This is a genomic window from Dactylosporangium cerinum (assembly GCF_042653625.1).
GTDB classification, from domain to species: Bacteria; Actinomycetota; Actinomycetes; order Mycobacteriales; family Micromonosporaceae; genus Dactylosporangium; species Dactylosporangium cerinum.
The window spans coordinates 179,907-195,774 of record NZ_JBHSIU010000066.1 but is presented as its reverse complement, the minus strand read 5'-3'; the positions used below and the strand labels follow the sequence as shown (position 1 = coordinate 195,774).

Annotated in this window: 13 protein-coding genes; 5 read left to right on the top strand and 8 right to left on the bottom strand. The window is 70.2% G+C overall.

What is annotated here, in order from left to right:
* The first annotated feature begins 40 nt into the window (after positions 1-40).
* Positions 41-1,678 (top strand): APC family permease, encoded by a 1,638-nt coding sequence (locus ACFPIJ_RS43280; RefSeq protein ID WP_380124718.1) that lies wholly within the window; start codon positions 41-43, stop codon positions 1,676-1,678.
* Here the strand turns inward: ACFPIJ_RS43280 and ACFPIJ_RS43275 are convergent.
* Entirely contained in the window at positions 1,658-2,890 is a 1,233-nt protein-coding gene (locus tag ACFPIJ_RS43275; RefSeq protein WP_380124716.1) for a rhomboid-like protein, read from the bottom strand. The two genes, ACFPIJ_RS43280 and ACFPIJ_RS43275, sit on opposite strands and share 21 nt — an antisense overlap.
* 944 nt (positions 2,891-3,834) lie before the next feature.
* Between ACFPIJ_RS43275 and ACFPIJ_RS43270 the strand changes: the two genes are divergently transcribed.
* Entirely contained in the window at positions 3,835-4,290 is a 456-nt protein-coding gene (locus ACFPIJ_RS43270; protein ID WP_380124714.1) for a cupin domain-containing protein, read from the top strand.
* Between the two features lie 33 nt (positions 4,291-4,323).
* On the opposite strand, the gene ACFPIJ_RS43265 is transcribed toward ACFPIJ_RS43270, so the two are convergent.
* Both ACFPIJ_RS43265 and ACFPIJ_RS43260 read right to left on the bottom strand, forming a co-directional pair.
* On the bottom strand, positions 4,324-4,455 hold the full coding sequence (locus tag ACFPIJ_RS43265; protein ID WP_380124712.1) for a hypothetical protein: 132 nt from the start codon (positions 4,453-4,455) through the stop codon (positions 4,324-4,326).
* A gap of 27 nt (positions 4,456-4,482) precedes the next feature.
* Entirely contained in the window at positions 4,483-4,884 is a 402-nt protein-coding gene (locus ACFPIJ_RS43260; protein WP_380124711.1) for a hypothetical protein, read from the bottom strand.
* Between the two features lie 180 nt (positions 4,885-5,064).
* Between ACFPIJ_RS43260 and ACFPIJ_RS43255 the strand changes: the two genes are divergently transcribed.
* A complete protein-coding gene (locus ACFPIJ_RS43255) occupies positions 5,065-5,550 on the top strand; it encodes a DUF1801 domain-containing protein (RefSeq protein WP_380124709.1) in 486 nt (161 codons plus the stop codon).
* 10 nt (positions 5,551-5,560) lie between these two features.
* On the opposite strand, the gene ACFPIJ_RS43250 is transcribed toward ACFPIJ_RS43255, so the two are convergent.
* From ACFPIJ_RS43250 to ACFPIJ_RS43230, 5 genes are all read right to left on the bottom strand, one after another.
* Positions 5,561-5,932, bottom strand: a complete 372-nt coding sequence (locus ACFPIJ_RS43250; protein ID WP_380124707.1) for a DeoR family transcriptional regulator — start codon at positions 5,930-5,932, stop codon at positions 5,561-5,563.
* A gap of 4 nt (positions 5,933-5,936) precedes the next feature.
* Complete coding sequence (locus tag ACFPIJ_RS43245; RefSeq protein WP_380124705.1) at positions 5,937-7,436, bottom strand: glycoside hydrolase family 36 protein; 1,500 nt, start codon at positions 7,434-7,436, stop codon at positions 5,937-5,939.
* Positions 7,437-7,520: 84 nt separating this feature from the next.
* Complete coding sequence (locus tag ACFPIJ_RS43240; protein ID WP_380124703.1) at positions 7,521-8,855, bottom strand: ABC transporter substrate-binding protein; 1,335 nt, start codon at positions 8,853-8,855, stop codon at positions 7,521-7,523.
* 31 nt (positions 8,856-8,886) lie between these two features.
* A complete protein-coding gene (locus ACFPIJ_RS43235) occupies positions 8,887-9,768 on the bottom strand; it encodes a carbohydrate ABC transporter permease (protein WP_380124701.1) in 882 nt (293 codons plus the stop codon).
* Entirely contained in the window at positions 9,768-10,712 is a 945-nt protein-coding gene (locus ACFPIJ_RS43230; RefSeq protein WP_380125411.1) for a carbohydrate ABC transporter permease, read from the bottom strand. The genes ACFPIJ_RS43235 and ACFPIJ_RS43230 overlap by 1 nt, the downstream gene beginning before the upstream one ends.
* A 150-nt stretch (positions 10,713-10,862) precedes the next feature.
* On the opposite strand from ACFPIJ_RS43230, the gene ACFPIJ_RS43225 reads away from it, so the two are divergent.
* The gene (locus ACFPIJ_RS43225) at positions 10,863-13,193 is read left to right on the top strand and encodes a fibronectin type III domain-containing protein (protein ID WP_380124699.1); all 2,331 of its coding nucleotides are present in this window, start codon (positions 10,863-10,865) and stop codon (positions 13,191-13,193) included.
* A 67-nt stretch (positions 13,194-13,260) separates the two neighbouring features.
* On the top strand, positions 13,261-15,759 hold the full coding sequence (locus tag ACFPIJ_RS43220; RefSeq protein ID WP_380124697.1) for a DUF4832 domain-containing protein: 2,499 nt from the start codon (positions 13,261-13,263) through the stop codon (positions 15,757-15,759).
* Positions 15,760-15,868: the final 109 nt, after the last annotated feature.

The following is a 15,868-nucleotide window of genomic DNA, read 5'->3' as shown; positions in this document are numbered from 1 at the left end:
GAGGTGTGCCGTGCAGGATGCGGGCGGCACGGCCGGCCGGATGCCCGCAGGTTCCGGCTTCCTGCGGCGCGAAGTGGGGCTGTGGGGCCTGACCTTCGTGTCACTGGGATCGATCATCGGCTCCGGCTGGCTGCTCGGCGCGCTGTCCGCGGCGCAGGCCGCCGGGCCCGCCTCGGTGATCTCCTGGCTGCTGGCCGGTGGGATGCTCGCGCTGCTCGCCCTGGTCCACGCGGAGCTCGGCACCGCCTACCCGGTCGCCGGCGGCACCGCACGGTTCCCCGGGTTCGCGTTCGGCGCACTCGCCGGGCTCACCGCGGGCTGGGCCGCCTGGCTGCAGGCCGTGACGATCGCGCCGATCGAGGTGGAGGCAAGCCTACAGTACCTCAACAACATCGGATGGGTACGCAGCCACCTCGGCCTCCTGCACGCCGACGGCACGCTGTCACCGGCCGGGCTGGGCTTCGCCACCCTGCTCATGTTGCTGTTCACCGTGATCAACGTGCTGGGGGTGCGGCGGCTCACCAGGAGCAACGCCACGGTCGTGCTCTGGAAGCTCGCGATACCGGTGCTCACCGTCATCGTCGTGGCCGCGCTGACCTTCCAGCCGTCCAACTTCACCGCAGGCGGCGGATTCAGCCCGTACGGTGCCCACGGCATCTTCGCCGCGCTGCCCGCCGGTGTCGTCTTCTCCCTGCAGGGCTTCGAACAGGCGATCCAGTTGGGCGGGGAGGCGCGCAACCCGCAGCGGGACCTGTCCCGCGCCGTGATCCTGGCCATGCTGATCGGAACAGTGCTGTACATCCTGCTGCAGATCGTCTTCATCGGCGGCCTGGACCCGCGCAACCTCGCCGACGGCTGGACACATCCGGTGGGCGCCGGGGACTTCGGCCCGTATGCGACCATCGCCGCCGCGGCGGGCGCCGGCTGGCTGGCCGTGCTGCTGTACGCCGACGCGTTCGTCTCACCCGCCGGGACGGGACTGGTCTACCTGGGCACCTCGGCCCGGCTCTCCTACGCGCTGGCCCGGCAGGGCACCCTGCCGCCGGCGCTGAGTTACCTCAGCCGCCGCGGCGTCCCGCTGTACTCGATCGCGCTGGCGTTCGTCGCAGGAGAGCTGGCCTTCCTGCCGTACCCCAGCTGGCAGTCGCTCGTCGGACTGGTCACGTCGGCGACCGCGATCATGTACGCGTTCGCGCCGGTGTCACTGACCGCGCTGCGCCGGCGTGATCCCCAGCACCACCGCCCCTACCGGATACCCGCCGCCGGGATCGCCGCACCCGCGGCCTTCGTCGCGGCGAACCTGGTGATCTACTGGGGCGGCTTCGAGGCGACCTGGAAACTCCTGCTGGCCATCGGTGCAGGGCTGGCCCTCTTCGCAATCACCGTGGCGTACACCCCGGACCGGGAACGGCCCGCCGTCGACTGGCGTGCGTCGTCGTGGATCTGGCCCTGGCTCATCGGCCTCACTGTCATCGGGTTCCTCGGCCGGTACGGGCGCGGCGCACGCCTGTGGCTGCCCGGCTGGATCGACCTGCTCGTGGTGATCGCCTTCAGCCTGGTGGTCTTCGCCTACGCCGTCAGCGTGGCCATGGACAGCGAACGGGTGCGGGCCGCGGTCGACCGGGAACAGGACCCGGTGGGCCGTCATGTCCGCCCGTCACCCGGTGACCCGTCCTGATTCTGGTCCAGCGGCACCCCGTTCCGGCACGACCTCGGGCACCGGGGTGCCACCGGTCCCGGCGAGCGCGCAGGTCAGTGCCGGCTGGCCGGCCGGGTCGGTCAGGAGCAGCAGTGCGCCCCGCCCCGCTGGGAGGGCATGCATCGTCCTCTCGACAGTGGTGTCGCTGAGGCCGGCGTCGTGCCAGCGCGCCACCACCGCGACCGCACCCGCGCCGATGACCAGACCGGTCATCGGGAGGCCGACGAACGTGCCCAGCACCACCCCCCAGGCAGCGCCGGCGAGGGTGCCGTCGATCGCGTCCATGTCCCGGGTCTCCTGCACGTGTATCCGGTCCGCCCGGTCGGACCAGGCGACCGCGGCGTCGTCGAGGCGCACCGGACGGTGCTGGCGCAGCGCCGTGATCAGTGCCGCACGGGCCTGCGTCACGTCGTCGAACGAGTAGGCCATGGTCTGGTCCGCGCGCAGCAGGGCCGGGCGGCGCAGGCGACCGGCCAGCGGACGCCGCCGCATCTGCCAACCGGCGAGAAAGCCCAGAAGGACGGCCAGCAGGTGCCCGACGTCAGTGAAGGTACCGCCGTTCAGCAACGGCAGGACCACGACGACAATTGCCAACGGCACCAGATAGCGCCGTGCCCGCACGGGCAGGGTGAGCGCGAGCGCGCCGCCGACCGCGTGCGAGCCGTAGCTCGTGCCCACATCATTGGCCATGGTGATCGCGCCGCCCAACCAGCCGCCGCGGACGCCCGTCAGCAACAGCCCGTACACGAGGCAGCTCGTCACGGCGTTGGACACGAAGAACACCACAAGCAGTCGCCGCCAACCCCACAGCACCTCGGCCACCGACAAGAGCAGCAGCAGCGGGATCATCGCCACCACGCCGGCCCGCTCGTCGAGCACGAAGGCGCTGGTGACCAACGTCCAGATCCGGTGGTTCTGCAGGTTGACCACGTTGGTGGAGTTGGCGGAGACGATCTGGCTCCGGACCTCCGCACTGACGGCGTGGTGCAGGATGACATCGATGCCGATAACGATCAGCACATACAGCGGGGCGAGCCGCACCCGGGCAAGGAACGACAGGCAGATCTTCGCCCTGGACGACCAGCCCTCCGCCGCCCGAAGCGCATCGGCGAGGTCGCCGCCAGGCAGGTAGGAGGCCGCCACAAGGCCAGGCAGGTCCTTGTACAACCGGCACCGGCTCGGCACACCCATCAGCTGCGACCTATCCAGATGATCTCTCTGTCGAGGGTACTGCCGCCGGGCACCCGACACGCAACCATCGTGGCTCACGAGCGATGCTGCCCGCCCGGCAGCGGATCTTGTCCGCTACCCGCTTCAGCGGACGGCGGCCGCGGTCGTCGGCGACACCGGACTGCTCGACGAGGCCGCGGTCGTGGGTGGGCTCACCGCCGATCGGGTGCCGACCGCCATCCCCGGGTTCGGGCTCGCGGACTACCAGGTGCTCGGGCACCGCCTCGCCGGTACCCCGGACCGGGGTGACGACCCGGCCCGGCGGATGCAGGCCGCGTCGGCCGACCTCCCGAGACCGGCCCGGCTGATGGGGCTGGTCGTCGCCGGGCATGCCGCCCTCGCCGGGGGCCGGGTCCGCGACGCGCTGCTCCCGCTGCGGGAGGCGTGGGCCGGATTGGCGGACTCGGGGCACGAGTTCCGGTTCCGCTGCCGCACCCTGCTGGCGACGGCCTTGGCGCAGGGCGGCCAGGCGGCCGCGGCCGCACCCCTCCTGGCCGGCATCGTCGAAGGACAGCATCCGGCGTACCGCCTCCTCGCGCCCGACGACCTGCTTGCGCGCGCGTGGGGAGCGGCCGCCGAGAGATCGACGACCGAGGCACTCGGCCACGCCGTCGCCGCGGCGGCCCTCGCCCGTGAGACGGGCGCCCCGGCCTACGAGGTGCTCGCGTGGCAGACCGCGATCCAGTTCGGCGACGCAACCACGGCCCTGCCCCGCCTCGACGCCCTCGCCGGCCTCGGCCCCCGGGCCGCGGCCGCCCGCGCGCACGCCCGGGCCTGGGCCGACGAGGACGGCGATGCGCTGCTCGAGGCCGCCGACGCCTGGACCCGGCTCGGCGACCTGCTCGCCGCCGCGCCCGTGCCGCTGCGCCGGCCGAGGCTGTTCCTACGCATCGCGAGGAGGAGCCATGAGCGCAGTCCACGTCCGGCCCGGCGACGGCCGGCACTACCCGATGATCGACGGCGATCACGTCGCGAAGGCGGCCGTCCAGGACACCGCCGGGGCCTTCGAGGTCTTCGAGGTGATCGCCCCCGCCGCCCCGCCGGCGCCCCCGCACGTCTCGCCGTGGAGCGGCGTGCTGTACCTGATCGAGGGCCGGATCACCGCGCTGGTGGACGGCACGCCGCACGACGTGGAGCCCGGCGGCATCGTCGTCATCCCGGCCGGAACCCCCGCCACGTTCGAGGTCGTCGGCGGGTCCGCCAGGTTCCTGGCGATCACCTCCGGCGACGGCGCCGGACGGTTCTTCGCCGACTTCGCCGACTTCGCCGACTCGGTCCCGGCAGACCGGCCGGCCACGGACTCGATGGCGGCGATCCTCTCGGTGACCAGCCGCCACGGCGTCGCCCTCGCGGGTGGGTGAGGAGGCGTTCTTTCCGGCCTGCGCGGGCGAGTTTCAGTGGCCCCGGACGAGGAGATGGGCTCGGGTCTGGGGCCACGTGGTCTGCAGGTAGAAGTCGTCGCCGTGGATGACGGTCGCGCCGTCGAGCAGTTCGGCCGCCGCCATGGCCAGTGCCGTCTCGAACATGCGAGCCTCCTGGAGCGGTGCTGAGCGCTAGCCGCCGGCTTTCCGGTCGCTGATGACCTGGCCGCCGAGCCCGGACCGGGACGTGGGTTGGCCGACGAGTTCGACGAGCACCTCGTCGCGGCAGTCGTCGCCGAACGCGGCGGTGACGGCATCGGTGAACGCGGCGACCAGCTTCGCGACGACGCCGGCGGCGTCCTCACGCGCGAAGACCTCCTCGCGCAGGCCGAAGGTGACCGAGGGTGCGGCCGTGGTGACCGCCGCTCCACCACGGGCCCATCGTCCGGCCGGGATGCCGATGAGCCTGACATCCACCGAACTTCGGGCCCAGTCGCCGTACACGGACACGACGGCGTTGGTCAGCTCCGTGATGAGGACGGGTTCGCGTCCGGCCAGCTCGTGTTCGAGCGCGTGGAGCGTCACGTGCGGCATCGGCAGCTCCTCTGTTCGGGCAGCGACGGCCGGGGCTGCAACCGGCAGTCCGTGATCAATAGCAGCATACGACTGTGCGCTGCCTCAACGCCGCTCCGAGGTACGGCGGAGGCATCCGCCGCATCGGTCCGGAATCAAGAAGCGATTGCTGCCGAAGCGCAGTTACGTTGGCGACACCGCATGCCGGCAACCGCCAGGAGGAGCGACACGATGACCGCGACCAGGAAGACCAGCCCGGACAGCCTCTCCGAGGATGAGCGCGCCGCGATCAAGGAACGGGCCGTGGAGGTGAAGAAGGACGCGAACCGCGGCCGGGGCAACCGGGCGGCGCTCGGCGAGGTCGACGTGCTGTCGAAGATCGCCGGGATGGAGCCGTCAGACCGCGCGCTCGCCGAACGCGTCCACGCGATCGTCACCGGCGCGGCGCCTGAGTTGTCGCCGAAGCTGTGGTACGGGCAGCCCGCCTACGCCAGGAACGGCAAGGTGGTGTGCTTCTTCCGCAGTGGGCACGGCGACAAGGAGCCCTACTCGACATTCGGCTTCACCTCCGCGGCCAACCTCGCCGACGACGGCGGCTTGTGGCCCACGTCGTACGCCGTCGCCGAGCTCAGCGACGAAGCCGCGGCGACCATCACCGCCCTCGTCAAGAAGGCAACTGATGCCTGAAGTCGCAACGTCACCGCCACGGGGACCGAGCCGATGCGGTTCCGGAAGCGGCACGGGTGCGGCGGAGGCGTTCGCAGGCGGCGAGGGCCTGGTGCAGGGCGTCCTCGACCGCCGTGAGGTCGTGGCGGTCGAGGGCGTGCCGGCCGCGGGCCAGGCACGCGGCGAGCAGTCGGGTCTCGCCGCGTGGCGCCGGTGGTCGGGTGGCACCGCCGTGCAGGCGGGTCAGCGCGCCGCTGCGGGCCAGGCTGGTCAGGTCGCGCTGGGTGGTGGCCAGCGACGCGCCGGTCGCCTCGCGGATGTCGGTGATCGTGACGAACTCGCGCTGGGCCAGCAGTTCCAGGATCCGCTGGTGGCGCACGGACGGCAGCAAGGTCGTAGACATGACGTCACGAGATCGGGTACAGCTGGCCGCCCGTGTCCGCGGCGACGGCTGGGCCGAAGTCGACGTCGCGGCCGTCGACGCTGAAGCGGTAGCGGCCGAGGCGGCGAACCGCCGGGGTGGCGTCGAGGTAGTCGCGGAGGTCCTCGAGTTCGGCGGGGGTCAGCCAGCTGGGCGGATCGGACACGGCGCGGAAGCGGCAGATGTCGGCGAGGTCCCGCAGCCACTGCAGCTGCTGGGTGGTGAGCAGGTTGAGTTTGCTGCGGAAGTAGATGACGTCGGGGTCGACCTCGACCAGGGGCGCCTGCCAGAGCCGGTGCAGGCTGTTGACGACGGCGTTGCGGGCGGTCGCGTCGGACGGGTCGACGGAGGCGTAGTTGTCCCACATCGGGGCGACGTCGGGGCCGCTGCGCATGCCGTCGAGCAGGCCGAGGGACGGCAGCAGCATGGCGCCGGAGCCGAGGAGGTACACGTCGTCGCCGGCGGTCTCGCGGATGACCCGCAGCCCCTCCCGGTAGAGCGCCTCGCGTGAGCGGTCGGCGTTCGGAACGGGGGCGGCGCCGGCGTTGATGAAGTCGAGCTTCAGGTAGCGGAAGCCCCAGTCGTGCACGACGGTGCGGATGAGGTCGGTGACGTGTTCGAGCGCGTCGGGGCGGGCCAGGTCGAGCGCGTAGTACGGCCCGCCCCAGTTGTACCCGGCGATGACCGGCTTCCCGTCGGCGCCGCGCAGCAGCAGCTCCGGTCGGGAGGTGGCGATGCGGGAGTGTGGCAGCGCGATGAACGGGGCGAGCCACAGCCCGGGGGTGAAGCCGGCGTCGGTGATGCGCTCGGCGAGGCTGCGCATCCCGCTGGGGAACTTGGCGTTGGGTTGCCAGTCGCCGACGAGCTCCTCCCAGCCGTCGTCGATCTGCACGACGTCGAAGGGCAGCCCGGTGAGGTCGGCGATGTCCTTGGTCAGCTGGCTCTCGGTGACGTTCTCGTAGTAGGCGTACCAGCTGCACCAGACGTTGCCGGCGTGGCGGGTGCTGCCGCCGAACCGCAGCCGGAGCTGCTCGGTGTAGGCGCTGAAGACGTCCTCCTCGGTGCCGTGGGCGAGGAACCAGTCGGCGCCGGCGCTGGCGTACCAGCCGGTGAGGGTGTCGTGATCGGCGACCAGCCGGGGCGTGTCGAGGCCGAGCGCGCCCAGCAGGAGGGTCCGGCCGTCAGCGGACTGCAGGGCGGCGACGGCCGAGGAGTGGTGCCGGGTGGGGTCGTCGAAGGTGGGGTCGTCGGCGGTGACGAGCCGCTGCGGGTTCGGCACCCGCAGCGGCGTCTCGCTCAGCCGCCGCCAGCCGCAGGGGCTCCACGAGTTGTGTCCGTGCCGGTAGAACGACGCGTCGCCGAGGCCGTGCAGGATCGCCACCCGGCCCGGGGGTAGCAGGACACCGCCTGCGACGGGCTGCGGTGCCCCGTTCGCGGAGTGCTGGAGGGCGAAGTGGTGTCCGCCGACCTCGACGAGCTGTGCCATGGTTCTCCTCTTCAGAAATTGCACGGCGGGGCGCGACCACAGCGCCCCACCGCGCGGACAAGCAGGCGAGCAAAGGGGAAGGCGTTACTTGAACAGGCCGTTGACCTGGTCGTTGGCCTTCTTGAGGGCGTCGGCCGGGGCGGCCTGGCCGACCACGACGGACTGGATGGCGTCCTGGACGATCTGGCTGACCTCGTTGCCGTGGTCGGTGATCGGCAGGAAGAACGTGCCGCCGGACGCGGTCGCCTGGTCGGTGAACGCCTGCACGTTGCGGCCGGCGGCCTTGTGGGCGGCGAGTGCCTTTTCGGTGCCGGACTTGACCGCCGGGAAGACGACGGCCTTGTCACCGACGATGTCCTGGCAGGCGGAGGAGCCGAGGAACTTCACCCAGGACCACGCCTGGTCGGGGTGCTTGGTGCCGGCGTAGATCGCGTCGGAGAGGCCGTTGATGGCGGTCTTGCGCCCGGCCGGGCCGGTGGGCAGCTGGGCGAAGGCGTACTGCTGCTTCGCACCGGTGCCGAGGTAGGTGCCGATGGTCCAGGAGCCGACGATGGTGAACGCGGCCTGTCCGGAGTCCATCGTGGCGTCGCGGCCGATGGTCGACTGCTTGTCGAACTTCGGCGCGTAGCCCTTGTCGATCAGGTGCTTGAACCAGCCGATGGTCTCGGCGAGCTTGGGGTCGTCGTACTTGTACTTGGTGCCCCACGGGTTCTTGTCGAGGTAGGTGAAGCCGTTGGCGACGGCGAGGTCACCCCAGCCGTTCTGGCCCTGCGAGCCGTCGGCCCACTCGGGCAGGAAGCCGTAGACCTTGACGTTGTTCTTGTCGAAGGCGGGGTCCAGGCCGTTGCGGCCCTGCGCGTCGACGGATGCCTTGGCGATCGCCTGCTCGAAGGTGCCGCCGTCGCCGGGGTTCCAGGTGAGCTTGTCCAGGCCACTGGCGTCGGGGACGAGCTTGGTGTTGTAGACCAGGGCCATCGTGTCCCAGTCCTTCGGCAGGCCGTAGCGCTTGCCGTCCTTGACGAACAGGTCGGCGAGGCCGGCCTGGTACTGGTTGAGGTCGACCTTGTCCTTGTCGACGAACGGCTGGATGTCCAGGATCTGGTTGCTGGTCACGAACTGCGGGTAGTAGGACGCGTGGTCGGTCCAGACGTCGGGGGCGCTGCCGCTGGCCAGCTGGGTGGTGAGGTTCTGCCAGTACTGCTGCCACGCGGTCTGCGTGAACTTGATGGTGGTGTTCGGGTTGGCCTTGGTGAACTCGTCGGCGCACGCCTGGTAGGCGGGCAGCTGCTTGTCGTCCCACAGCCAGTAGTTGAGGGTGACCTTGCCGCCGTCGTCGCCGGACTCGGAGGAGCAGGCGGCCAAAGGCAGGGCGAGCGCAGCGGCGGTCAGCGCGGCCGCCGTGCGGAATCGTGGGTTCACGGGGGTTACCTTTCGCAAATGAGGGGTGTCGTCACTTGATGCCGGTGAAGTTCAGCGATTGGACGAGGCGCTTGCCGAAGAAGATCAGCAGGAGCAGGACGGGCAGGACGGAGAGGGTGGAGGCGGCCATGAGGCCGGTCCAGTCCGGTTGGGTGTTGGGTGACTGCTGCAGGAACACGCCGAAGGCCACGGTGAGCACCCGGTTGTCCTCCCCGCGGCCGACGAGCAGCGGCCACAGGTAGTCCTTCCAGGCCCACACGGAGGTGGTGAGCCCGATGGTGATGAGCGGGCCGCGGCTCATCGGCAGGATGACCCGCCAGAAGATGCCCCAGCGGCCGGCGCCGTCGATGGTGGCTGCCTCCTCCACCTCGGCGGGCACGGAGAGGAAGAACTGCCGCAGGAAGAACACCGCGAACGGGGTCATCAGCAGCGTCGGGGCGACCATGCCGGCGAACGTGTCGATCCAGCCGAGGCTGCGCACGAGGGAGAAGTTGGGCAGCAGGGTGAAGATGGGTGGCACCATCAGCGCTGCGACGACGGCGCCGAAGAGCAGGTCCCGGCCGGGAAAGCGCAGGCGGGCGAAGGCGTAGCCGGCCATTGCGCAGCAGAAGGTCTGGACGCCCGCGATGAGCCCGCTGTAGATGATCGAGTTGAGGGCGTACCGGAGGAAGTTGATTTTCGCGCCGGAGCCGCCGGCGTCGCGGGCCTTCTGCTCGTCGACGAGGCCGAGGACGCGCCAGAAGTTGATCATTGTGGGGTGCTTGGGCACGATGCCGGTGCTGTCGGCGTAGATGTCGGCGGCGGGGGTGAGCGCCGTGCGGACCATCCAGTAGAACGGCAGGATCGTGACGACGACGACCACGATCAGCAGGGTCCAGGCCAGCAGCCGGCCCGGCCGGAAACGGCGGGTCATCAGGTGAGGTCCGATCGTGAGGCGCGCAGCAGCCACATCTGCACGGCGGTCAGCAGGCCGAGGATCAGCACGAGCGCCATGGCGACCGCGGCCGCGTAGCCCATGTGGAAGTACGTGAAGGCCTGTTTGTAGATGTAGAGGTAGATGACCCGGGTGGCGCCGACCGGCACGACCTTCTCGGTGACGGCGACGGTGTCGAAGATCTGGAACGAGCCGATCAGCGACACCACCAGCACCAGGGCGAGGATCGGGCGCAGCAGCGGCAGCGTGATCCGGCGGAACATCCGCAGTTCGCCGGCGCCGTCCAGCGACGCGCTCTCGTAGAGGTGCGGCGGGATCTGCAGCATGCCGGCGTAGAGCAGCAGCGCCGTGTAGCCGGTGTAGGCCCAGGTGTTGATGAGCGCGATGGACGGCATCGCCAGGTCCGCGTTGCCCAGGAAGCTGCGCGGTTCCCCGCCGATCGCGGACACCAGGTGGTTGACGAAGCCGAGGTTGGCGTCCAGCAGCCACATCCACAGCAGGCCGACGGTGACGTTGGGGACCAGCCACGGCAGCAGCAGCGTCGCGCGCAACACGACCGAGCGGGTAAGCCGGTGCATCAGCGCGGCCAGGCCGAGAGCGAGCAGCGTCTGCGTGCCGATGTTGACGAGCACGTAGTAGCCGGTGATGCGCAGCGAGCTCCAGAACTGTGCGTCACTGATGAGCTTCGTGTAGTTGTCGGCGCCGACGTATGACGGGGTGTTGAGCAGGCTGTAGTCGGTGAGGGAGTACCAGACGCCGCGGACGGTCGGGTACAGGTAGAACACGGCGAAACCGACCAGCACCGGCGCCAGGAACAGCCAGGCGACCCGGCGGTCGTCGCGGTGACGGCGCGCGCCCCCGGGGGCGGGGCCGGCGGGCGGGCCCGATGCCGGCGGGGCGGTCACCGCCAGGGAGTTACGCATCGTCACGATCCGGCCTCGTTTCATTCATCGAAAGTCGTCGAGTCTTCTGTCTTGCGGCGGGGGGTGGACGGCCGTTAATAATGATGAAGCTCAGAGAAAGTTTGTCAACACCTCCTCGTATCACGAACTCACATCCCGGAGGTTCAATCCATGCGTACCGCCCTGTGGCGGCGTCGCTCCGCGCTCGCCGCCGCACTCTGCACCGCCGCCGCCACGGCCGTGCTCGCCGTGGCGACACCCAGCGCCGCGGCACCCGCGGGCCCGCCAGCCCGCCCGGCAGCACCGGCGACGCCCAGCCCGTCGCTCACCGACCACCCGCTTACCGCCGCCCCGAGCCCCCTGGACAACCCGCTCAAGGGCTTCGCCCGCTTCTACTTCCCCGGCGACAACCAGAACTCCGGCTATCCGCGCTCCCTCGCGTGGAGCTACTTCGGGCTCTCCGAGGTCATGACCAGCGCCACGAACTGCGGCACCTACGACTGGTCGATCGTCGACAACGCGCTCAACGAGATCGCCTCCTACGGCAACCAGGCCGCCATCCGCCTCTACATGGAGTACCCCGGCGGCACCGGCAGCCACCCCGGAAACGCCATTCCGCACTGCTTCGACGGGCACGTCACGTATCGCAACAACACCTTCTGGGGCACGGTCTCCCCGGACTACGACAGCCCCTACCTGCTCAGCGCGGTGTCCAACTTCATCGCCGCGTTCGGCGCCCGCTACGACGGCGACCCGCGCATCGGGTTCATCAACCTCGGCCTCGTCGGCCTGTGGGGCGAGTGGCACACCTGGCCCTTCGACACCGACACCGCCGACGGCTACCCGAACCTGATGCCGACCGACGCCCACGGCGCGCAGATCATCCAGGCGTTCGACACCGCGTTCAACCAGACCAAGCTGGAGGTGCGCTACCCCGACTCAGCCGGCGGCGCCGCCAACACCCGCGACATCGGCTACCACGACGACTCGTTCTGCTACCGCGAAGGCTCGCCCCTCGCCGGCGTGACCCTGCCGCAGTCCATGGGCGGCGCCGACTACGCGCAGCTGCAGCGTGCGCTCAACATGGGCGTGGAGAACAAGTGGATCACCAGCTCGATGGGCGGTGAGGTCCGCCCCGAGATCCAGAGCTCCGCGTTCAGCGCCTGGCCCGGCGGCTCCGGCCAGGTCGACAACATGAAGGCCTGCATCGAGCTCGAGCACACCACCTGGAAGATCAACCAGACCAGCCAGAGCTACTCCCCCACCGACGCCAACGTGGCCGCCGCCGTGCGCCTCATGGGCTACGACCTCACCGCCACCCACGCGTATTACCAGAACACCGTCTCCGGCAGCACCGCCACCGTCGGCGTCACGCTCGCCAACAACGGCGTGGCCCCGTTCTACTACCCGTGGACGGTCACGCTCGGGCTCAAGAACTCCGCCGGCACGGTCGTGAAGACCTGGGACACCCCCTGGGACCTGCGCACCGTCCAGCCGCTGAAGATCCGCGCCTTCCCCGACTGGGGCGTCGGCGCCGACCCCACCTACCGCGACTTCGGCTACCCGCAGTACTTCCAGTCCGCCGTCAGCCTCACCGGCGTGGCGACCGGCTCCTACCAGCTGGTCATGCGGGTCAAGAACCCCCTCGAGGCGGTCAGCCCGGCCGCGAAGAAGCTGCGGTTCGGCAACACCACCCAGAACGCCGACGGATGGCTCGGCCTCGGCGGCATCGGCGTCGGCACGACCGGCGGCGACACCACCGCACCGTCCACCCCGGGCGGGCTCGCCTCACCGGCGAAGACGTCCAGCAGCGTCTCGCTGACCTGGACCGCGTCCACGGACAACGTCGGCGTCACCGGCTACCGCGTCCTGCGCGGCGGCACCCAGGTCGGCACCACCACCAGCACCTCCTACACCGACAGCGGGCTCACCGCTTCGACCGCTTACACGTACACCGTGCAGGCCTATGACGCAGCCGGCAACACCTCGGTCGCGTCCAGCCCGCTGACCGTCACCACCAACGCGAGCGGCGGCGGAGGCGGCGGGATCGGCCTGGACGACTTCGACGGCAACCCCGCCTACCCGTCGGCGGCGAAGAACGACCTGGCCAAGTGGACCGGCGGCAACTGCTTCACCAATGGCGGCGGCAGCGGCGTCGTCTCCGGTGGGGCGCTGACCCTGCAGTACAACAACTGCGGCTGGTTCGGCAGCGACGTCAACACCGACGTGTCCGCGTACACCTACCTCGTCGTGCGGATCAAGGGCAACGCCGGCGGCGAGCAGTCGCACTTCAACCTGAGCCTCGGCGGCACCACCAAGGTGTTCGGCGACTACACCCTGGACGGCGGCGGGCATCCCGCCATCACCACCGCCTACCAGGACATCAAGATCCCGCTCGTCGCCAACGGCATCAGCCGCACCAGCCCCGGCCAACTCGCCATGGGCTTCTGGTACGGCGGCAACAGCAGCATCTCCATCGACCACTTCTCCTTCACCAACTGACCGCCGGCCGGCGCCGTCCACTGTGGACGGCGCCGGCACCCTCAAGCCGGCTCTCTCAAGGAGAACGATGAAACGGACCTTCGCCGTCGCGCTGGCCCTCGCGCTGACGCTGACGCCCGGCGCCGCTATTGCCGCAGCGCCCACGACCACCGCCACATACACCGCCGACCTCACCGGCGTCTTCACCAACCCCGAACGCGGCTTCCACAACCGCTACGAGATCGTCGACGACCCGGCCGTCAACGATTACGCGAGCAACACCATCCCCGGGTTCAACCCCGACATGCTCGACCGCACCTTCGCCCGGGCGCGCACGAACGGCAACACGCTCATCCACAGCTACCTGCACCTCGACAAGTACCAGACCAGCGACCTGCCACCCGCGCTGCTGACCAACCTCGGCACCGGCCTCGCCGCGATCCGCACCCAGGGCATGAAGATCGTCCTGCGGGTCGCCTACGTCTGGGACGGCTACTCCGCCGTCACCGAACCGCAGATGGAACGGCACATCGACCAGCTCGCCCCGGTCCTCGCCGCCAACGCCGACGTGATCCTGCACCTGGAGGCCGGGTTCTTCGGCGCCTGGGGCGAGTGGCACTCCAGCCCGTACACCGCGTCGTCGGAGGAGAGCCAGGCACCGGTGCGCTACCGCCTGGTGAAGAAGCTGCTCAGCAGCACCCCGGCCAGCATGCCCGTGCTGATCCGCTACCCCATCTTCAACTACGAGTTCGCGCAGCGCACCACCCCGCCGGCCGGCTGCCCGCTGCCGGACAACTGCCTCATGACCGCCCAGGACAAGGACCGGCTCGGCTTCCACGACGACTGCTTCCTCGCCGACACCGCCGACATGGGCACCTACGACCAGAACTCGTGGCTCGGCTGGTTCGACGTGTCGGTCAAGAAGCAGTGGGTGTACGACATGGCCACCACCACCGGCGGCAACAAGATGATCGGCGGTGAGACCTGCAACGCCAGCGGCGCCAACGACGCGGCCGGCGTCAACGCCCAGTACGAGCTGTCCCACCAGCACTGGACCGAGATCAACGAGGACTACGCCCCGGTCAACACCGACATCTGGAAGGCCGCGCACCTCGCCGCGTCCGGAAACGACCCGGCGGAGACCCTGTTCACCCGCATCGAACGCAAGCTCGGCTACCGGCTGCGCCTGCAGGACGCCACGTACACCACGCAGGCCGTCGCGGGCAGCGCGTTCACGTTCGCCGCGCACCTGACCAACGACGGCTACGCCGGCATCATCAAGCCCCGCCCGGTGTTCCTGGTCTTCGACAACGGCGCTTCCCGGTACAACGTGCCGCTCACCGGTCTCGACCCGCGCACCTGGCGGCCCGGCGCGGTCACCGTCCCCACCCAGACGGTGACGCTGCCGGCGATGACCGCGGGCACGTACAAGCTCGCCCTGTGGCTGCCCGACCAGGCCACCGGGCTGCGCGGCAACCCCGCCTACTCGGTCCGGCTCGCCAACACCGGCACCTGGGACGCGGGCAAGGGTTATAACGTGCTCACCAACACCATCACCGTCGGTTCCTGCACTTCGGATTGCGTACCGCCGTCCGCACCGACCCTGACCGCCGGTTCCGTGACGAGCACGTCGGTGTCGCTGTCCTGGACCGGCGCGACCGACAACGTCGGCGTCACCGGATACCAGGTCCGCCGCGACGGCACGGTCGTCGGCACGGTGACCGGCACGACGTTCACCGACACCGGCGTCCCGGCCGGATCGCACGCCTACACGGTCACCGCCCGCGACGCGGCCGGCAACGAGTCCGCGGCCAGCAACACCGTCACCGTCGGCGTCGGCTGCACCGACTGCGCGGCACCGTCCACCCCGACCGGGCTGGCGGTCTCGGCCACAACCACGACATCGATTTCGCTGTCCTGGAACGCGGCCACGGACAACGTCGGCGTCACCGGATACCAGGTGTTCCGCAACGGTACGCAGGTCGCCTCGCCGACCGGTACCTCCTACACGGACACCGGGCTGTCGGCGGGGACGGCGTACACGTACACCGTGAAGGCCAGAGATGCGGCCGGCAACGTCTCCACCGCGTCGGCGCCGCTGACCGCCACGACGGCCACCCCACCCCCGGTCGGCCTGGTCCTCGACGACTTCGACGGCACGCCCGCGTACCCCTCGGCCGCGAAGAACGACCTGGGCCGGTGGACCGGCGGCAACTGCTTCACCAACGGCGGCGGCAACGGTGCCGTCTCCGGCGGGGCGCTCACCCTGCAGTACAACAACTGCGGCTGGTTCGGCAGCGACGTCGGCACCGACGTGTCCGCGTACACCTACCTCGTCGTGCGCGTGAAGGGCGCCACCGGCGGCGAACAGTCCCACTTCAACCTCAGCCTCGGCGGCACCAGCAAGGTCTTCGGCGACTACACCCTCGACGGCGGCGGCCACCCGGCGCTGACCACCACCTACCAGGACATCAGGATCCCGCTCGTCGCCAACGGCATCAGCCGCACCAGCCCCGCCCAGCTCGCCATGGGCTTCTGGTACGGCGGCAACAGCACCATCACCATCGACAGCATCTCCTTCCAGTAGATCGCGGACCGTCCGTGCATGGGGCGCCCCGGCAACCCATGCACGGACGCCGGGAACCTGGACGCCTCGCGCGGGATCGACGTTGCAGGTCCTCGTCGTTCTGGAGGTG